Here is a 19480-nt window from a genome sequence, read left to right as displayed (position 1 = left end):
TTTCTTATTTATACATAGGTTAAAAAAAATAAATAGAGGGCATAACTAATGAAACATTATAAAATTACAGCAAAAGGTAAGGTACAGGGTGTTGGTTATAGAAATTTTACAAAACTTCAAGCGGACAAAAGACACTATATAGGAACAGTGCAAAATCTTGAGAATGGCAATGTGGAAATTTATATTGGCTTACCAGATTATAGTCATTTAGGGGAATTCTTAGAATTATTATGGGCGGGCAATGGTAGAATGCAAACAAACACATTTGAAGTAGAGATTGTTAAAGAATCCAATTTTGAGCACAAAGATTCTAAAGATTTTCAAGTCATTTCATAATATTTAAATAACTATGCTATATTTTTACCATTGGATTGATATTCTTTCTCATTTTTTATTTGTTTTTATCCTTACATATTATCTAGCTATCAACCTACAATGGTATAACTATAATTTTTTCCGTGTTATTACAAAACATCACAAATTTGAATGGCATATATACTATTTTGCTGTGCCAATAATATTATTCATTATTTTTTACCCACTTTACAATGGACTAATCTTCTATCTATATTTCCTTTTCATCATGCTGCCATTGTCATTCCTGTGGTATCACCAAATGGATAAAAAGTTAGTTTGGACCAAAAGAATAAAAAGGCTATTTGCATTTGTGTTAATTCTACTTGTGTGTTATGAAATTATTTTATCTTTTAACTTGAATTCTAATTATTTCTTATGGCACGCTTGGATATTTACCCCAATAATAGCAGGCATAATTTGCTCTATATGTTATGAATGGATAGCATTGAGAATCTATATTAGACTGGCAAAAAAGAAAATATTGGATATGTCAGATTTAATCGTAATAGCTATCACGGGTAGCTATGGCAAAACTAGCATTAAAAATATTATATATCAAATAATTAAATATGATTTCAAAGCCTATGCTACACCAAGAAGCGTGAACACAAATAAAGGATTGGCAATTGATATAAATGCTTCCCTACCTAGCGATACGCAAGTATATATAGCAGAGGCTGGAGCTAGGAATAAAGGCGATATAGCTGAAATTTCCAATTTATTAAATCAACATTACGCAGTCATTGGAAAGATAGGAAATGCGCATATTGAATACTTTAAAAATATACAAAATACCATTCAAACTAAATTTGAGATTCTATGCTCTCCAAGATTGAAAAAGTTATTTTTGCAAAAAGATAATAAGCTTCCAGATCAAATTGACATAGCTAAATACAATTCTAATATATCGCAATCTAAGAATCTAATCTTATATCCATTTCAAATTAGAAATGAAGAAGCAAATCTTAGTGGTATTAGCTTTGAGATGTTAATAGATTCTAATTGGTGCTATTTTAGCACTACATTACTTGGAAGATTCAATATTGATAACATAGCAGTAGCAATATTATTAGCTTTAGAGCTTGGAATTCCATTAGGCAAAATTCAAGAATACGTAAAGAATCTAGAACCAATCCCGCATAGACTTTTCAAAATGATTACCCCGCACAAAATCATTCTTGATGATAGCTTTAATGGGAATCTTGAGGGTATGACTGAAGCAATTAGACTAGCTTCATTGCATGAAGGACGCAAAATAATCGTTACACCCGGATTAGTTGAGTATGATGAGGAAAGCAATATTAAGCTTTGTGAAAAAATAGATGATGTATTTGACTTAGCAATCATTACAAGTTCTCTAAATGCTAGATTATTTAATTCTCATATTTCTAGGGCAGAAAAAATTTTCATAGAAGATAAATCTGTATTAGAAGATACGCTAGCACAAACAGGCAAGAATGGAGACTTAGTGTTATTTGCAAATGATGCTCCAAATTATATTTAGTATTACCTAAATGGATTAAGGCTAAAATTGTAGATATAATCACAATAGAATCAAATAATATAAAGCCTAAGGAGTTAATCAAGAATGCTTAATTATTAAAGGCTCAATTCACCTTAATCTAATTTCTAACTAATCTTATAAAATTTTGTATAAATTTTGCCTTGAATTTTTGTATTTTGCTTAAATTCACATTCCTTTAAATGCAGAGTAAAACTTTAGATAAAACTTAGTGAAATTTTCTTGCTTTATGTCTTTAGATTTATTAAAGTATTATGCTTTGCATAAATCAAAGAATTCTTGATTCCATTTATGTATTTTACCATTATCAAACTTGTCATTGCTCTGCTTTACTTGATAGTTTAAGTCTTTACTTCATAATCAACTAATATATCATATGCTTTATAAAGAGTTACTATAAAGAATAGTTATAACATTGTAGAATTTTATAATTCTGCAAAGCTCTTTAAAATAGATAGCTTAGAGTAGTTTTTGACTACTTCCTATATACTTTAGACTAGTTTAATATATCCTTAGCTTTGCTGTTATGAGTAAAGTAAAAAAACTAGCATTTATTATATGCTCTGCTATTCATCTATCTAGCTTTTATTATTATCTTAATTTCTTTTTTAATATTTAAAATATTTTTACTTTCTTATGTGATTTAAGATTCTTTAAAGTTAAAAACCTTATACACACTCTTTTCAATTTTGCTTTTGATATTTAAGTCTTGAATGGATTATATACTTGTTTTTTATAGTGAAAAGCTTTACTTAAAGCTTAGTCTATTAAAACTCATTATATTGATTAATCCATTGATTTATTATGAAAATAAGTTTTCACAAATGGATAAACCTTTATCTCTTTTAAACGCATTTTGAATGCTAAAATATCCTTATACGCTTGCTGCTGCTTAGAATCACCCATTTCATAAATACTCTCTCTTGCCTTCATACCTGCACTTATGAGATGAGACCAAATGAGCCTTATATGTTCTTTATCACTATCATCAAGTTTTGCGTATCTATTATCAGTTACTGGTAAAATAATGCCTAGCGCGACATAACGCCAATGAGCGATATTCTCAAAAACATTACTTAAAGCATTGCCCTCAAACACTGCAAGGCTTCCTGTAATCATAGGATTACTCTTTATAGTGTTTTGATAATCCCCTGCTTTGATGGCATTTTCAAGCATTTGTGCGCCTATCCTATTTTGTGGGAAATAGATTCCATTATCAAACAAGAAAACAAGCATTACCGCAGCGTCCTTATTGCCTAACATAACAGCTTGTATGAGCGCATTTGCAGCGCGAGTATTTAGCCCAGAGAGTGCAAAATGCGCATAAGCACTCACAAGCAAGAGAGAATCTTGCTTATTTAATCCCTCACAAAGCAATTTTTCACCACTTAATGCATAAGAATCTAAGCTCACGAGTCGCTCCAAAAATGCCTTGCTTGGTTGCAAATGTGTAAAATCTATAACACCCCGCACTTCTCTATCATTTATTTTTGAAGGCATAGAGCTTAAAAGAAAGCCTATTTGTTCCTCTACAACTCTTAGACAGGTCAAACAGGGGTTATGATAATCCACTTTTGCCAACTGCATAAGATACATTCTAGCAAGTGTAGAATCTTTTGCCAATGTCGCAAGCTCTTTGATATGAGGTATTTTCTCCGCTTCTCTTATATACATTGTGCGTGTTTTCATAATAGAATCCGCAATTAAAGAAAGAGCTTTAGATTCAGCCTTTGCATTATAATTTGCCTTGACTTTTTTATATGCACCTATCTCACAGGTAAGTGCGCTACCTAAACCTGCATTGCTTGTTCGTAAAAAAGCATTTTCCATAAACGTTTCTTTAAACTGCGGGGGAGTAATTTCAGCTGCATACACCACCATAGATAAAACTAAGCCTAAAATATATCTCATTGCCTCTCCTTGTAAAATTTGTGTAAGGTTTTTGAATCTTGCAAACAAGATTCACACATTGAATCTAAAGTGCATCACATCGCCATCTTGCACGATATATTCTTTGCCTTCAATACGCATAGCTCCAGCTTCTTTTGCCTTTGCTTCACCACCATATTTAATAAAATCCGCATAGCTAATGCACTCTGCGCGAATAAAGCCTTTTTCAAAGTCTTTGTGAATCACACCTGCAGCCTTTGGTGCGCTATCGCCTTTTTTTATTGTCCAAGCGCGCACTTCTTTGACTCCTGCGGTAAAATAGCTTATAAGTCCTAGTCTATTAAATCCCTCTCTAATAATTTGCGTTAATCCACTCTGCTTTGCTCCAAGACTTGCCAAAAACTCTGCGCGCTCATCATCGCTCATATCCACCATTTCTTCCTCGATTTTCGCACAAAGCTTTATAGCTATACCACCATTTACCTTTGCATACTCACGCACTTTTTGCACAAATTCATTATCAGATTCTAAACCAGCCTCATCAACATTTGCTCCATAAATCACTTCTTTATTAGTTAAAAATCTTAAATCCTTATTGAGTGTGATAAACTCTTCGCTATCACGTTTAGCAAAGCTCCTCACAGGATTATTTGATTCTAAATGTGTCAAAAGTTCAAGTGCTAGGCTTAATTGAGCATTTGTGCCTTTTTGGGCTTTACTCTCTTTTTGGAGTTTTTCAATGCGTTTATTGAGCGTGGAAATATCGGCAAAAAGCAGCTCAAGCTCGATAATCTCAATATCACTAATAGGGTCGATTCTACCCTCAATATGCGTAATATTAGAATCCTCAAAGCAGCGCACAATATGCAAAATCATATTGCATTCTTTAATATTTGCTAAAAACTGATTACCTAACCCCTCGCCCTTACTCGCACCCCGCACAAGCCCGGCAATATCTACAAACTCCACGACAGAATGCTGAATCTTTTGAGGATTCACAATTTTTGCTAATTCATTTAAACGCGTATCTGGCACAGACACCACCGCCTTATTTGGCTCAATCGTGCAAAAAGGGTAATTGGCTGCCTCCGCATTTTGCGCCTTTGTGAGTGCATTAAAAGTTGTAGATTTGCCTACATTTGGCAAACCTACAATACCTATTGATAATCCCATACAAATCCTTAAAAAATTAATAGACAATGAAAGAAGAATTATATTTTAACATAAAGTATATACCATTTAATAATACATTATTTATTGCAACAAATATTGTGTTATTTATTACTTTTTGAGTATAAAATAATCAATTTAATATATAAATATATGTTAAATTATACTAAAAGCTACTATAGCACATATTGATTATTTTAATAGATTTTGCAAACAAATTATGATACAATCAAAAATCACTCATAGATTCTATTAATCTAGTGCCTAACATTCTAAGGAGATACCTTTGGATACGGATCCTTATCAATCGCTGGGAATGGTTATTCTAGCTTTTATTTTAATCCTCCTCAACGCTTTTTTTGTCCTTTCAGAGTTTGCTTTAGTCAAGATTAGACGATCAAAATTAGAAGAGTTAGTAAAGCAAAACAATCAAACCGCAAAGCTAGCCTTAAAAATGTCGCACTCGCTTGATAGCTATCTCTCCGCCACACAACTAGGAATAACGCTTAGCTCCTTGGCATTGGGTTGGGTTGGTAATCATATAACAGCATTAATACTACATAGCTTAGCTGGAGTTTTTAGCAATAATCAAGATATTATAAATGCTATGAGCTTACTAATATCATTTAGTTTAGTAACACTATTGCATGTAATATTGGGAGAAATTGTTCCAAAATCCATTGCAATTGCTAGAAGTGAGCAAGCTTGCCTTGCTATAGCACGTCCCTTGTATATGTTTTGGGCAATTTTCTATCCTGTAATAAAGTTCTTTGATTTTGCTTCAGCTATGTTTTTGAAATTACTAAAGGTAGAGGCTCATCATGAGGCGCACAGTGATGAAGAATTAAAGATTATTGTTGGTGAGAGTCTTAAAGGTGGATATTTAGATTCTATAGAGGGAGAGATTATAAAAAATGCAGTGGATTTCTCTGACACGCTTGCAAGGGAGATCATGACTCCTAGGAAGAATATGATTTGCCTTGATAAAACATTTGACTATCAAAAAAACATTGACATCATCACCTCTCCACCATATCACACTCGTTACCCATATTGCGAAGGAAGCAAGGACAAGATACTAGGAATTATTCATATTCGCGACATTATATCGGTTAGCATTAAGAATAACAATCAATCAGCACCTTTTGATAGTCTTGTAAAAAAGATGCTAGTAGTCCCAGAAAGCGCGTCAATATCGCAAATAATGCTAAAAATGAATAAGAAGAAAGTAGACACAGCCCTAGTAATAGATGAATATGGTGGGACAGCAGGTATGATCACAGCAGAAGATATTATGCACGAAATCATGGGCAATATAATAGTAGGTCCAACTCCAGCTGATGAGCTAAAAAAGATAGATGACAAATCTTATGAAGTAGATGGCAAAATAGAGTTAGAAAAAATAGAGGAGCTATTCAAATTTGAATATGAAGAATATTTCATGCAAGTTACAATTGGTGGCTATGTGTTGAATCTATTTGGTGATATGCCAAATGTGGGTGACAAGATTAGCGATTCCTTGTGTCAATATGAAGTTCTAAGTGTGGAAGAACACAGAATCAAGAAATTAAAAATCACATTGCTGTAATCTCTTGTCATTAACCTATATATGCCTAACCTATACAAATAATAAATGCTTTTAGATTCTTAAATTAGCAGATAAATCAAAAATAATGCTCGACTGATATTTCTTAAGAATAACAATCAATTCAAAATTTCTAAAATTATCTAATTTGAGAAATCATATACACCTTTAGATACTTGGTTTGGAGCTAGCAGCAATACTCCAAAATTAAATGAAACTCCAAGTATAAAATTAGAAGCTGGCACTTCAATATTATCTGCTTTTAACATGTAATATCTAAGTAGCGGAGATATACTAAAACGTTTAAAAAGTTTAGCATCAATCCTTGTTTCAAGTAGGAACTGGTATCGCGGCTTAATTAGAGAGTTTTCTCCATTAAATAAATATTGCTTAAAGCTAGTTAGGTATAGCCAACGCACATTTTTATTAAATTTATATTCTAACTCAATGCCCATCTCAACGCCTAAGCTATTCAAGGCTATGTTTGGATTTGCATCATGCTCGCCAAACATATTGACATAAAAACTCTTGATATAAGAACCATCAAAAAGCTTAGCCCCCAATGTGTATATAAAGATTTGCCTCCTACCTATACCCTGCGTAGCTACAAATTCGCTCTGATAAGCAAACTTTACATAAGGACCAACCTCAAACGATTCAAACCCCCAATCAAAATCCCATACCCTTTGTGTATAGTCAGTAGACATTAAAAATTTATCTAGGTTTTTATTACGAACAGCTGTATTATTATTTTGCTTAACCTCTGTGAATCCATATTCACCAACGAGTGAATTGAACATAACAAATCGCCTAGCATAATAACTTGCATTAAATGTTAAGAAAACTTGCAATGATAACTGTGAATTGCCTTTTAAATTGCTATCTGAAAAATTGCTATACAATGCTTGATTTTTGAGTGAAGATTGTGAGAAATTAAGTGAAACTCGATTCAAATCGAGTTCCCAACCTCGTTTATTGTCGTTTGTATCTACCTTAGGTTTTGTGAAATATGAAATATTGACCCCATTAGCCCAAACAAATGCGGCAAAAAAACAATATAAAAAGCGAATTAATATCTTATCTAACATTAATCTAGGATTACTTCATCATCAAAATTGCATACATCAACCATATCGCTTGATAAAAATTCAACAGCCTCACCATTATCTAAAATCTTATCTACAATAATTTGGCAAACAATCTCATCTAATACATCATTACCGCAATCTAAACTAAAAAGAATTTCATGATAATGTGATTTTAGATTCTCTATCATTTGGTTTATGCCTTGATATTTAAGTTATTAAGTTTATTAAACTTATTAGTTATCTTGTTATCTTACATAATAGCTTACTTAATTATGACTCTTCTATTGTATGTTTTGATAAATCATTGGTTGAAAAAACTAGCTCATCTTGCATCTCTTCTTGCTTCATGGTTTCTACAATCTCTGCATACAATCTTAAGCTCTCCTTAGCATCCTCTTCATCAATCTTTGCCATAATATATCCTACATGTAATAGCACAAAATCGCCCACACAAACATTATCCTGCACTAAATCTAAACTTGATTCTCTTTGAACGCCAAGCGTATCAACGATTGCTGTATTGTTTTCTGTGTTAATACTAACAATTTTTGAAGGAATAGCAAGACACATATCAATCCTTTAATAAAAAATAAGAATCTTAACATAACTTAAAAATAATAGCTATAAAATTTCATGTCTCTATATTAATTTAAACCAATAAAGATTATAGCTTGTATAAACATGACAAATTTTATACAAGCACTAGAATTTTATAATGGATCATTTACATAGAGAGGCTCGCAGGCTTCACAAAAATCTAAGTCATGCAATACGGTAGGAAAAGTCAAGTTTGTCTTTGGATTACATGATTTGCCTAGTCTTATTTGAGAATCTTTATAAAAAAAAGACTGATTTCCAAAAGCCTTTATTTCATCATGAGTATTAAAGTAGAATATATTGGTTGCACGAAGTGGAATACCTCTTGCAATGATTAATGTCTGTAAAAATATATGTGTAAACTTAATAGCACTAAGGCTACCCGTGCCCCTTGCATAGTAAATGCTACCAATAGAATTAATACTCTGCAATAAGGCTATAATTCCTTCTATATCACTAATATAAAAGTCATGAAGAGCACTAGAATCTATAATCTCATTAGAAGATGCATAATCGCGAATAGGATAAAACTTGGAGTTAGAACAAATCATAGATTCACTAAGCCAAAGTCTACAATCATAATCTCTAAATCTAGAATTCATAGAATGCAAGGAAGCCTTATTACATATCAATATATTGCCAAAGATAAAGGGTAAAATATCACTTACTAGCCCAGAAATCTTAAACCAAGCAAAAAGCCTCTTTTCTTTAAGATTATTTGTTTTAGAATCCAAGCCACAAAGACGACTTGCATTATACGAAGCATCACAACTATCTAATCTCTTATTAAAATCTCTAATAATATTTTCATAATATATACCAAGCAAAACAGGGCTTTGCGTGCTGATTAGGGCTAAATATGCCTTATCACCATTCATACTATAAACTCCTCATAAATGAAAGCAACGAAACAAATATAGAAAGCAAAGCCCTAACATTTGTACCGAACTCCTCATATCTTTGACTTTTTTAGCAAATGGATTAAACTCTAGGCTTGTTAGCTTATAGCATTTCTATAGAAAAATTAAAAAGCTCTATAATCACATATAAATACCAACTAACACAGCAAGAAATAGCTAAATGCTAAAATAGGTTGCTAAACCTGTTATGATAAATCCTATAGTCATAGTGCCAAAGGCTGCCTTACGATTTCTCTTAGCAAATGATGTAACAATAAGCCCGGATAGATAAAACAGCATAAGAGATATAGAAAATCCTATAGCAATAATATCAAAGTAGAATTTACCCTTTGATTTATGCATGAGTAGCAAGATTCCATATATACTTCTTTTTGTTGCACGAACAAAATGATCGCCATTTTTTTCTTTAATTATTGAAACATTGTAGTATATATTTCCTATAGTTGGATTTCCACGCATAATTTTAACTTCAATATCTTTTGGAATCTCTAACCCATTCTCCTTTAGCACATCTAGCATTACTTGTAACTCATCTCCTTTTTTTGGAGGTATATCAAGCTTATAGTTATATACAATAGATCCAGCACCCTCTCTTACATCAAATATATACAATGCGCCAGTTAAAACATAAATAATTGCAGCTGGTAGGAAAAATAAACTTAGATATGTGTGAATTTGCATCCAATTTTTTTTAGTAATTATCATACTTATTTCCTAATTAAATTTTCAAATCGTTATTATAGTGTAAATTAGTAGATTCTAATTCAAAAATGTCTATATTAAGCGTCATTACACCCCCCCCCCCCCTCCCCCACTGCGAGCATAGCGAAACAATCTATTAGAATTTATATTTTTTCAGCTAAAATTTTAGATATATTTTAGATTGTTTTAAGGGAGTTTAAATGGCGTTGCCTTGGATAGTGGCAGGTGGTGCAGCTTTGATAGTGGGTGCTTTGGGGGCTAAAAAAACCTATGAATGGCATATGGAAACAGATAGCAAGGAAAAGATAGAAGATAAAGTGTTAGAAGGTTGCCACTTGGTGGTAGACAAAGGGCTTTATAAGCACCATGGGATTTATGCTGGGGAAGGTAAGGTGATTCATTATGCTGGATTTACTGAATGTGATAATATTTTAGGCGATGTGCTTGCTTTGGGGCAGAAGAGTTGCATTTGTGAAACGTCATTAGAGGTTTTTATGCAAGAGAATAAATGCGAGATTAGATACCATAAAAATAGCCCTTTTGAAGCTAAAGAAATCGTGCAGAGGGCTAGAGATAGATTAGGAGAAGATAAATATAATCTTATTTTTAATAATTGTGAGCATTTTGTAAATTGGTGTATTTATGACAAAGAGTTTAGCACACAAGTGATGGGGTGGGGGGCAGCTGCATTTATAGTGATTGGTATATTTGTCGCAAGCAGAGAGAAATAAAATCGCGTAAAAAGCCGATTTAGATTCCAAAAACTAAGCGTCAATGTAAATATTATAAGGAGAAGATTATCATGAGAAATATTCTTATTTGTATATGCTTGACACTGCAATTAGCCCTAGCTTCCAAACCAGATCAACCTGATTTCTCTATAAATAATCGTGAGTTACAAGAGCCACCAGCCCTCCCACAAGTATATGACATAGTGCTACCTGATGTTATAAGCTATTTTTTAATGCCACATAAAAAGCAAGAAATAAACGCTTTCTTGCCTTATTCTCCAATGGTTATGGAAATATGTGCAATCACAGGAAGACCACAATACTACTATGCTAGTAGAGAAGAACTGCTAAGTGGATGCTATCGTGGAGATATTGGACTAAGTCTATTTGAACTACAGCCATATCAATATTGGCATACTATAAGCAAGCTAAAAGAAATTCATCTAACACCAAAACTAGACACTATAGACAATATCATTAGAATACTAGTTAATTACAGAAATCCAAATAATCAGCAAAATATAATCACAATTGAGATAGGAGATAATAATTACCCTAATACATCAATAGTTATTAATGGACAAAGATTCTATAATCATGACGAAGTTATTAGTAGATTTTATGGTCTAGTAACCAAGATAAAAAGCGATGCATATCCTAGAGAAACATATTCGGCTATTAGTGTTTGGCAAAGATAAGAATCTAGATTGAAATTAAATTCAATAAATACAACATTAGTATTGTAGTATTTGATGCTTAAGTGGTTATTTTCTATGAATATAGAAATTAGCATTAAAGCTTAATTATAATATAATATGCAAATTTTAAGATTATTTATTGTTTTACTTAATTAGATGTTAAAAAACGTCTATAACTTAATATCATTTTGACTTCATTTAGATATTACAAGTTATCAGAACTATATTGTGGAATTTTGGAGAATAAATATGAAAACTAACCTATCAGATTATGTATACTATGACAATACCGATTGTGGTGGTATTATGTATCACGCTAATTACATTACAATTTGCGAGAGAGCTAGATCATTTGTATTCTTCCAGAACAACACTTTCCCATGTGCAGATGAATCGCCAACACATGATGGTTTTGTTATGAAAACAATGGAATCTAATTTTCTAGCTCCATTAAAACTCGGAGATTATTATGAGGTTAGAACAAAGATTGATTCAATAAAAAACACTTCTCTAGTTATTTTGCATGAAATTTATAGGTTAAGGCAAATTGGCATTACAGGTGACGAACCATTATTGGTCTTTAAGATGAAAGCAGTTATGGTCTATATCGATATTAAGAAAAAGCCAAAGAGAATTCCAGATAGTCTTCGCTCTATATTTATGTTTTTCCAAAGCGGCTAATTGAATGAAATAGAAATACTAAGCACTTAATTAAACAATATTATTAAGATAGTTGGCATTCACATTCCAAACAAATAAAGGAGTATTTAGAAAAATATAATAGACTAACAATTATAGTAGTATAAAGGAGAAATACTTGTATAGCATAATTGCCATATATTGCATTATTTATCTTTTGCCAACAATCTTTCTTAATATATTGCAAATCTATCACATAAGATTACATGCGAATAAAGAGCCAGTGATTCTAAATAAACAAGACTATATAATCGCAGCTAACTATAATATTATTGAATGCAAAGTAAAGATCTTGAATAGTATTTGCTCAGCGATATTTATGGTTTTATGGTTTGCATTTGGCATTGAATATCTATATGGATATATTGCATCACTAGGAATTGATAACAAATTTCAAATTGGCTGGTATGCACTTATGTGTTTTGTAGCAATAAATATATTACTAGAATTACCTTTTGATATAATTGGGCTAAAAATAGATACAAAATTTGGATTCAATAAACAATCCATAGAGTCATTTCTTTGTGATAAGCTAAAAGAATCAATTCTTAGCCTAATATTATTTGGAATAGTGTTTGCCGTGTTATTGTGGATTATGGAAACATTTAAGTTTTGGTGGATAATAAGCTTTTCGGTGGTGTTTTGCTTTATTATACTCATTCAACTAATACATCCAACTATAATTGCTCCAATGTTTAATAAGTTTATTCCACTTCAAGATGAAGAGCTAAAAACAAGAATTCAAGAACTCATGACGAGAGTTGGTTTCAAAAGTAATGGCGTTTTTGTTATGGACGCTAGTAGGCGAGATGGTAGGCTAAATGCTTACTTTGGAGGACTTGGTAAATCCAAGAGAGTAGTTATATTTGATACTCTGCTAGATAAGATTAGCCAAGATGGGCTAATTGCTATATTGGGACATGAGTTAGGACATTTTAAAAATGGCGATATAATAAAAAACATCATACTTGTAGGGATTGTAATATTTATTTGCTTTGCAATTATGGAACTATTATTCCATGATATTTGTAGTTATATGGGGATTCAAGAAGCAAATAGTAATGTCATAATGATTACTATATTAATCATGCCAGCCATTATATTCCTTATTAAGCCAATTCAGAGTTACTTTAGTCGTAAAGCAGAGTATAAAGCAGATTTATTTGGTGCATCATGCGTTAGTAAAAAAACTCTAAGGGAAACACTAATTAGATTAGTAAACGAAAATAAAACATTCCCACATTCACATCCAGCATATATATTTTTCTATTTTTCGCATCCGCCTTTAATTGACAGGTTAAATGCATTAAAAGATGATGAGAAAGAGAAAAATACATGATAAGCATTGATTTAGTTTTACGAATAGCAGTAGCATTCCTAAAAGATATAAACCTAGAAGACTTTAAGCAATTAGTTTATGAAACACAATATTTGATAACAGATATTAATTCATTTGAGAATGAAAAGATTCCTAGGGATTCTAGTATTCAAGATTCTAACTCAAGCCATAATCCTAGAGAATTTTATATACATAACCCAAGATATGAAGCAGAACTGTTATTATGTCATATATTAAATTTTACTCGAGTAGAAATACATGCAAAAAGCCAAGAAGAAATAAAAGACTACGACAAACAAAGATATTTTAAGCTACTTGCAATGAGAAAGAATGGCACACCTATTGAATATTTAATTAATAAAACCGGATTCTATGGTATTGAGCTATATGTAAATAACTTAGTACTTATACCAAGAAGCGAAACAGAAATCCTAGTGGAAAAAGCAATAAAATTTATACAAGAAAATGGAATTACAAGCTTTATTGAGGTTGGCACAGGTAGTGGAGCAATAAGTATATCTATATTAAAAAATCTCTTCAATGTATCGGCTATAGCTACAGATATAAGTCCACAGGCACTAAGTATTGCAAATCACAATGCAGATGCACAAAATGTAAAAGATAGGTGCAATTTTATAGAATCCAATTTGCTAGATTTCTATACAGAATCAATATCGATTCAATTATTAATATCAAATCCACCATATATTGCTATGCAATATCCACTTAGCCAAGAAGTATTATGTGAGCCACATATAGCACTATTTGGAGGAGAAAAAGGAGATGAGATTTTAAGGGAGCTTATCAAGCAAGCAAGCAATAAAAATATTCCTTATCTAATCTGTGAGATGGGATATGACCAAAAAGATAGCATGGCACAAATACTAGAACAAATGGGATATATAGCCGAGTTTTATAAAGACTATGCAGGGTTTGATAGAGGCTTTATAGCTAGACTAAGATCACTAAATTAACTTTAATAAAAGTAGCAATTAATTATCGCATAACACAAAAAAAAGAAACAATAAAGGAGAAAAACAATGTTATATATTGATTCTATGTTAATGCGTAAAATGCAAAAAGTTAATACGAATATTATATACATAAGACAGCTACTGCCACATATAGCCATGCTAGTATTTATTATAAATCTATGTTACTTTGTATTTAGCCCACTCAAAGCTAGCGAAGATGCCAACAAGCAAACAAAAATAGGCAATGAATCTAAAATTGAAAAGCCACAGCAAAATGTTCAAAGTATAGATAGCATTATAGACGCAATAGTGCAAATAAATTGGCATATTCACCTAAAACAATCAAATGAGCTTCTAAATGATAGTGAGATAGCAAATAACCACCTAAAAGCCATAAGTCAAGAAGAACTAATAAATAAAAAAGAGTTAATGCTGCAATCATTACCACTAGATATTATTAACAATAAAAAACCAATTATATTTAACTTAAAATCAAATCTCTCTGCATACAAGAAAGGTGAAATGCTACTAAGCGAGTCTGCCATCATGCATGATGAATATGAAAAAATATCAAGTAGCATTTCAATGCAACTTTTAAAGGCTCAAAATATATTACTTACTACTATAATATCCTTACGAAAAAAGCTAGATTTCTTTTCACAGCAATCAAAGGTTATTGAGATTATTAATCCAGCAATAGAGAATCTAAAGCAACTACCAAATAGCTTTGACTTACCTAAAGACTTAACACAAAAACAAATCAAATCACTAAAACTAGCAAAAGAGAAATATCTAAATTCTCTTGCAAGCTACATTGAAATAGCCTCATATTTAGAGTTAAAATCAACTGAATTGCTACCACAAAATACCATGATAAATCTCGCTATGCAATGGATTTTAGAAGGAATTGCTGGTTTTATACCATTAGATCACTCAAATCTAATCGTAGCCAAGATTATAGTATCGTTTGGAATCTTCCTTATATTGTGGATATGGAGAAAGCTAATAGCTCGCTTAGTTATGTTTGTAATGGACTTCATTGTGCATATATCAAAACAAGATAAAGCTATACATTCAGATATTCAAAAGGGAATTATAAAGCCTATATCCCTATTCTTACTTGCTTGGAGCATTAATGTTTCAATTGGGATTCTATATTATCCACAACTAGAACCAGAGAGCATTGCTAATTGGTTTGTTATATTTTATATTATCAATATAGCATGGCTATTTATCGCTATAATTAAAAGCTATGGGGCAGCTATAATTAGCACTATAGCACAAAAATCCACAGATGGTTTTAGAAAAGAAATAATCAATCTTATCTTAAAGGTGTTATATACAGTTGTATGCATCATAGCCTTACTAATAATTCTAAAAAGGCTTGGATTTAATGTATCCGCTATTATCGCATCGCTAGGGTTAGGAGGGCTTGCCGTAGCATTAGCTATAAAAGATATGTTGTCTAATTTCTTTGCTTCTGTCATGCTTCTTTTGGATAACTCATTTTCACAAGGGGATTGGATTCAGGCTGGAGGCGTGGAGGGGAATGTAGTTGAGGTTGGATTAAGACGCACAACTATAAGAACATTTGATAATGCCTTGCTATTTGTGCCAAATTCTGAAATTGCAAATAAGGCGATAACAAATTGGAATAGACGTAAAGAAGGTCGTAGAATGAAAATGGTAGTAGGCGTTACTTATGATGCCACACCAGACAAACTAAGACTCTGTGTAGAACAAATCACAACAATGTTAAAAAATCATGAGGGTATAGCACAGTCTAACGATACATCTGAGATTCTATATAATGACAATTATAAAATGTTGTCGTTGCGCAAGGACATAATATCTATAGATGATTATCTAGGCTATAAAAATTCCCTGTATGTAAATGTAGATGAGCTAGCAGATAGCTCAATTAATATTGCCATAGATTGTTTTACAAAAAGCACTAGCAAAATGGAGTTTGTTAAGGTTAGAGAAGATATTATATTTAAGATTATGGACATTGTTGATAAATGTGGCTTAAGCTTTGCCTTTCCTAGCCAAAGCGTATATGTTGAGAATCTTCCGCCATTTAAAACTCAAAGTGATATTATAAAATCAGAGAATTTTTAGATTGACTATGAAAATAGATTAGATTCTATAACATAGTTAAACTAATGACCATATAGGCAATTTACTTAAAAAGGGGGAGTTATTGTTTTACTATATAATGGCTTTCACCATAGGGCTTACTATTGCTATCCAAGCACCAATTAATGCTTCTTTAGCTAAAAGCATAGAAAATTCTTTCATTATGGCAGCCACTGTTTCATTTGTGGTAGGTAGCATTTGCTTAATATTAGTTGCTAGTATAAACGGAGATCTAAATCTAAATAGTATAAAAAACTTATCAAATCAAAGCTGGTGGAAATTCTTAGGTGGAATCTTGGGAGCATTTTTTGTTTTTGGAACAACGCTAGTGGCACCAAAAATAGGACTTATCAATATGTTTATAATCGTTCTTATAGGACAGCTAATCATGGGTTTAATACTTGATAATATAGGGGCATTTGGTTTAGAAATAAAGCATATATCATGGCAAAAAATCCTAGGGCTTTCAATTATCATAATAGGGCTAATTATATTTTTTTACAAGGAAATATTTGGAACAAAATAATACATGCATAATCATTGAAAAGATTCCTAATCTCATTATAAAATGGGGATAAAAAGTATAAAAAATCTAAAACTTCATATAATGGAAAAGCAAAAAGAATACTAGAAGTTTATTCATCAAGCATTACCATATTACCCGGATTACTTTTGTATTTCTTAGGCTTTAAGATATTTGGCTTATTAATAGCGAATATAAAGCAAAATGCAAGTGCCAATAAGTAAAACCAAATAAATCCATGAAATCCAAGATATTGCATTAACACACCCAAAAGTAGAGGCGCAAACAAAGAGCCTAGAGAATAACAAAATAACACAGCACGACCTAGCTCAACAGCCTTATTCTTATCAGTTAGCATATCATTTGCCCTAGCAAGTGCTAGGGCATAAAGGCAGAATATTCCACCACCTAAGAATACAGCCAAAATACATTGAAATATAAATGATAAATTTAGTAGAGCAAATAACAACATAACGCAAAAACCAAGCCCCGCGCAGAGCATAATAGCAAATTTCCTACCAAGCCTATCAGATACAAAACCTATGCTAGTTTGTGCTATGAAACCACCAAACATAGCCGATGCAATAAAGTAGGATACAGTCCTAGCATCAAAACCTTGTAACAATATAAATACGCTTGCCATAGAGAAAAATCCATTCACAAGCATACCGGCTATAAAGCTTGTAACAAGGGCTAAAGGAGCTATATCTAAGATCTTAGGTAAAGATATTGGGGTTTTTTCTGGAAGTAGAGGCTCTTTTATCCGTATCAAATATAATGGTAAAGTAGAAAACATAATAAGGCATGCGCCGATTATAAATACAGAATGTGTCTCTAAATTTAGAGCAATAATTAACACCCCAAACCCTGAAGCTATATAATAAACTACTTCATAAAAGCCTAGCACCCTAGATCTTACAGAGTTTTTTGCTTTCTCGTTAAGCCAAGATTCTATAACCATTAATACACCGTAGTAACAAAATCCGAGCAATAATCTAAAAATAGCCCATAAATAAAGCTCATCAAAAAGACTATGCAATAAGCTGGCAATAGCAAAAAGTGCCGCAAATATACCAAAAGAGCGTATATGTCCTACACGCGAGATAATCCTATGCCCAGCAATTGTTGCAACTAACGCACCAATAAAGAAACATGAACTAATAGCTCCAATAGCTATTTCACTCATGCCCGAACTCTTTAAGATAACCCCAACGGAGCTTACAATCAATGAGTTGCCAATAAATAAGAATGACATGCCTATAAAAAGAGCATTCATGGATTTTATAGTGCGTTTTGGACTAGGCATAGCATACCTTGACAATATAGAGTAATCTTAAATTATACAAAAAGCTTAAAAGTATATCAAAATATAGAGATTTATAAACAAATTGTTATACAATTTCTACTAAACATAAACAAATGGCTAAGGCTTGATATGCAAACATTACGAAATATATGGAAACAATTAAATCCTATTGTAATATTTTTTGTATGCTTGATCGCACTAACATTTACTTCATTTTTTATTTTTGATATTTCTGTAAATCAATATAACAATAAACAAGAAAATATATCGTTGTTGGAGTTCCATAATTGGAAGCTATACGAAATAGGCAAAGAATATATGAGTACTGAGGTAAGCGGCGAAGTTGCCAACAGATATGAAAACAAAGAAATATATAATGACTTTGAGATTAAACGACTAACAGAAGATTCTGCTAAGTCTATTGAAATACTAAGAGGAACAGAAGCTATTCATCAAGGAGATACCTACGACTTTCCGCTAGGTGTAGAATATAACAATTTCCATAATATTAATTTTTTTTCAGAAGCTGGTGTTTATAATGTTGATACTCAAATATTCACTGGAAGCGGAAATTTTAGAATCACAAACACACAAGGAATAACAAATGGCAAGGATATACTTTATGATAAAAAAACTGATACAATCATAGCTAAGGATATACATTCCCAAATCCTAAACTTCAATCATAAAAGTAACTAATAACAAGAATAAGGGTTAATGATGATATATAGAATCCTTTTTATAATATTGTTTCTTGAAATTTGCCATGCCAACAGTAAAAAAGATACTATTGATATAGTAGCCCAGCAATTCAAGAGCGTCGGCAATACCACAACAATTACAGGCAATGTAAAGATAACAAAAGGTAGAGATACCTTAAATGCCGATACAGTCATCGTATATACTGATAAGGAAAGAAAGCCAATATCATATGAAGCAAAAGGGAATGTGAAATTTACATTGATCACTGATGATAACCGCGAGCTAAGGGGTAAAAGCAAGAGGTTAATTTATAATGTGATTAAAGATGAGTATAGATTCTATGATGATGCCTTTGTGCAAGAAATTGGCAAGCCAAATACACTAAGAGGTGATGAGATTATATTAACAGGAGATGGAAACTACGCAGATGTTGTAGGAAAGAAGAATGCTCCAGCTAGAGTTATTTTCTCACTTGAGAAATGATTTAAATTAATTATTCTTAATTATTCATTATTCTATTATTATTTTTTAATCAACT

The 19480-nt window shown here is 31.8% G+C and carries 20 protein-coding genes; 12 read left to right on the top strand and 8 right to left on the bottom strand.

Features of this window, described 5'->3' with window-relative positions:
* Positions 1–48: 48 nt before the first annotated feature.
* Both LS73_RS04140 and LS73_RS04135 read left to right on the top strand, forming a co-directional pair.
* Entirely contained in the window at positions 49–336 is a 288-nt protein-coding gene (locus tag LS73_RS04140) for an acylphosphatase (protein ID WP_034557716.1), read from the top strand.
* 466 nt (positions 337–802) lie between these two features.
* Positions 803–1861, top strand: a complete 1059-nt coding sequence (locus LS73_RS04135; RefSeq protein WP_233708837.1) for a Mur ligase family protein — start codon at positions 803–805, stop codon at positions 1859–1861.
* A gap of 804 nt (positions 1862–2665) precedes the next feature.
* Here LS73_RS04135 and LS73_RS04130 read toward each other — a convergent pair.
* The gene (locus LS73_RS04130) at positions 2666–3790 is read right to left on the bottom strand and encodes a hypothetical protein (protein ID WP_034557720.1); all 1125 of its coding nucleotides are present in this window, start codon (positions 3788–3790) and stop codon (positions 2666–2668) included.
* Between the two features lie 51 nt (positions 3791–3841).
* Positions 3842–4942, bottom strand: a complete 1101-nt coding sequence (gene ychF, locus LS73_RS04125; RefSeq protein WP_034557722.1) for a redox-regulated ATPase YchF — start codon at positions 4940–4942, stop codon at positions 3842–3844.
* Between the two features lie 283 nt (positions 4943–5225).
* Here ychF and LS73_RS04120 point away from each other — a divergent pair, with 283 nt between their 5' ends.
* Positions 5226–6527 (top strand): hemolysin family protein, encoded by a 1302-nt coding sequence (locus LS73_RS04120; protein ID WP_081955544.1) that lies wholly within the window; start codon positions 5226–5228, stop codon positions 6525–6527.
* Positions 6528–6667: 140 nt separating this feature from the next.
* On the opposite strand, the gene LS73_RS04115 is transcribed toward LS73_RS04120, so the two are convergent.
* The 5 genes from LS73_RS04115 to LS73_RS04095 form a co-directional block, all read right to left on the bottom strand.
* On the bottom strand, positions 6668–7612 hold the full coding sequence (locus LS73_RS04115) for a hypothetical protein (protein ID WP_052089568.1): 945 nt from the start codon (positions 7610–7612) through the stop codon (positions 6668–6670).
* Complete coding sequence (locus tag LS73_RS04110; RefSeq protein ID WP_034557725.1) at positions 7612–7800, bottom strand: hypothetical protein; 189 nt, start codon at positions 7798–7800, stop codon at positions 7612–7614. Before LS73_RS04110 ends, LS73_RS04115 begins: the two co-directional genes overlap by 1 nt.
* Before the next feature lie 82 nt (positions 7801–7882).
* Entirely contained in the window at positions 7883–8182 is a 300-nt protein-coding gene (locus LS73_RS04105) for a HypC/HybG/HupF family hydrogenase formation chaperone (protein ID WP_034557728.1), read from the bottom strand.
* 140 nt (positions 8183–8322) lie between these two features.
* Complete coding sequence (locus LS73_RS04100) at positions 8323–9087, bottom strand: hypothetical protein (protein WP_052089569.1); 765 nt, start codon at positions 9085–9087, stop codon at positions 8323–8325.
* Positions 9088–9285: 198 nt separating this feature from the next.
* Positions 9286–9834, bottom strand: a complete 549-nt coding sequence (locus LS73_RS04095) for a hypothetical protein (protein WP_034557731.1) — start codon at positions 9832–9834, stop codon at positions 9286–9288.
* A gap of 197 nt (positions 9835–10031) precedes the next feature.
* Between LS73_RS04095 and LS73_RS04090 the strand changes: the two genes are divergently transcribed.
* The 7 genes from LS73_RS04090 (at position 10032) to LS73_RS04060 (ending at position 16937) form a co-directional block, all read left to right on the top strand.
* Entirely contained in the window at positions 10032–10562 is a 531-nt protein-coding gene (locus LS73_RS04090) for a lecithin retinol acyltransferase family protein (protein ID WP_052090014.1), read from the top strand.
* Between the two features lie 71 nt (positions 10563–10633).
* Positions 10634–11260 carry a hypothetical protein gene (locus LS73_RS04085; RefSeq protein WP_034559764.1) on the top strand — a complete coding sequence of 209 codons (627 nt, stop codon included), beginning with the start codon at positions 10634–10636 and terminating at the stop codon, positions 11258–11260.
* A gap of 249 nt (positions 11261–11509) precedes the next feature.
* The gene (locus LS73_RS04080; RefSeq protein ID WP_104692299.1) at positions 11510–11941 is read left to right on the top strand and encodes an acyl-CoA thioesterase; all 432 of its coding nucleotides are present in this window, start codon (positions 11510–11512) and stop codon (positions 11939–11941) included.
* A 136-nt stretch (positions 11942–12077) separates the two neighbouring features.
* The gene (locus tag LS73_RS04075) at positions 12078–13298 is read left to right on the top strand and encodes a M48 family metallopeptidase (RefSeq protein WP_034558294.1); all 1221 of its coding nucleotides are present in this window, start codon (positions 12078–12080) and stop codon (positions 13296–13298) included.
* Entirely contained in the window at positions 13295–14272 is a 978-nt protein-coding gene (gene prmC, locus LS73_RS04070; protein ID WP_233708783.1) for a peptide chain release factor N(5)-glutamine methyltransferase, read from the top strand. The genes LS73_RS04075 and prmC overlap by 4 nt, the downstream gene beginning before the upstream one ends.
* A 66-nt stretch (positions 14273–14338) precedes the next feature.
* The gene (locus tag LS73_RS04065; RefSeq protein ID WP_052089703.1) at positions 14339–16393 is read left to right on the top strand and encodes a mechanosensitive ion channel domain-containing protein; all 2055 of its coding nucleotides are present in this window, start codon (positions 14339–14341) and stop codon (positions 16391–16393) included.
* Between the two features lie 82 nt (positions 16394–16475).
* Complete coding sequence (locus LS73_RS04060) at positions 16476–16937, top strand: DMT family transporter (RefSeq protein ID WP_081955598.1); 462 nt, start codon at positions 16476–16478, stop codon at positions 16935–16937.
* A gap of 109 nt (positions 16938–17046) precedes the next feature.
* On the opposite strand, the gene LS73_RS04055 is transcribed toward LS73_RS04060, so the two are convergent.
* Positions 17047–18240, bottom strand: a complete 1194-nt coding sequence (locus LS73_RS04055) for an MFS transporter (protein WP_034558293.1) — start codon at positions 18238–18240, stop codon at positions 17047–17049.
* Positions 18241–18369: 129 nt separating this feature from the next.
* Here LS73_RS04055 and LS73_RS04050 point away from each other — a divergent pair, with 129 nt between their 5' ends.
* The gene (locus tag LS73_RS04050; RefSeq protein WP_052089700.1) at positions 18370–18939 is read left to right on the top strand and encodes a hypothetical protein; all 570 of its coding nucleotides are present in this window, start codon (positions 18370–18372) and stop codon (positions 18937–18939) included.
* 21 nt (positions 18940–18960) lie between these two features.
* A complete protein-coding gene (lptA, locus tag LS73_RS04045; protein WP_233708784.1) occupies positions 18961–19425 on the top strand; it encodes a lipopolysaccharide transport periplasmic protein LptA in 465 nt (154 codons plus the stop codon).
* The last annotated feature ends 55 nt before the right edge of the window (positions 19426–19480 follow it).

The sequence above is a fragment of the Helicobacter muridarum genome, from assembly GCF_000765805.2.
GTDB lineage: Bacteria > Campylobacterota > Campylobacteria > Campylobacterales > Helicobacteraceae > Helicobacter_A > Helicobacter_A muridarum.
This window is presented reverse-complemented; position numbering and strand designations above follow the sequence as displayed.

Coding starts and splice junctions, on each gene's coding strand:
- LS73_RS04110 (WP_034557725.1), bottom strand. CDS start 7,800: ATGATAGAGAATCTAAAATCACATTATCATGAAATTCTTTTTAGTTTA.
- LS73_RS04085 (WP_034559764.1), top strand. CDS start 10,634: ATGAGAAATATTCTTATTTGTATATGCTTGACACTGCAATTAGCCCTA.
- LS73_RS04130 (WP_034557720.1), bottom strand. CDS start 3,790: ATGAGATATATTTTAGGCTTAGTTTTATCTATGGTGGTGTATGCAGCT.
- prmC (WP_233708783.1), top strand. CDS start 13,295: ATGATAAGCATTGATTTAGTTTTACGAATAGCAGTAGCATTCCTAAAA.
- LS73_RS04080 (WP_104692299.1), top strand. CDS start 11,510: ATGAAAACTAACCTATCAGATTATGTATACTATGACAATACCGATTGT.
- lptA (WP_233708784.1), top strand. CDS start 18,961: ATGATATATAGAATCCTTTTTATAATATTGTTTCTTGAAATTTGCCAT.
- LS73_RS04105 (WP_034557728.1), bottom strand. CDS start 8,182: ATGTGTCTTGCTATTCCTTCAAAAATTGTTAGTATTAACACAGAAAAC.
- LS73_RS04115 (WP_052089568.1), bottom strand. CDS start 7,612: ATGTTAGATAAGATATTAATTCGCTTTTTATATTGTTTTTTTGCCGCA.
- LS73_RS04100 (WP_052089569.1), bottom strand. CDS start 9,087: ATGAATGGTGATAAGGCATATTTAGCCCTAATCAGCACGCAAAGCCCT.
- LS73_RS04090 (WP_052090014.1), top strand. CDS start 10,032: ATGGCGTTGCCTTGGATAGTGGCAGGTGGTGCAGCTTTGATAGTGGGT.
- LS73_RS04055 (WP_034558293.1), bottom strand. CDS start 18,240: ATGCCTAGTCCAAAACGCACTATAAAATCCATGAATGCTCTTTTTATA.
- LS73_RS04140 (WP_034557716.1), top strand. CDS start 49: ATGAAACATTATAAAATTACAGCAAAAGGTAAGGTACAGGGTGTTGGT.
- LS73_RS04065 (WP_052089703.1), top strand. CDS start 14,339: ATGTTATATATTGATTCTATGTTAATGCGTAAAATGCAAAAAGTTAAT.
- LS73_RS04095 (WP_034557731.1), bottom strand. CDS start 9,834: ATGATAATTACTAAAAAAAATTGGATGCAAATTCACACATATCTAAGT.
- ychF (WP_034557722.1), bottom strand. CDS start 4,942: ATGGGATTATCAATAGGTATTGTAGGTTTGCCAAATGTAGGCAAATCT.
- LS73_RS04050 (WP_052089700.1), top strand. CDS start 18,370: ATGCAAACATTACGAAATATATGGAAACAATTAAATCCTATTGTAATA.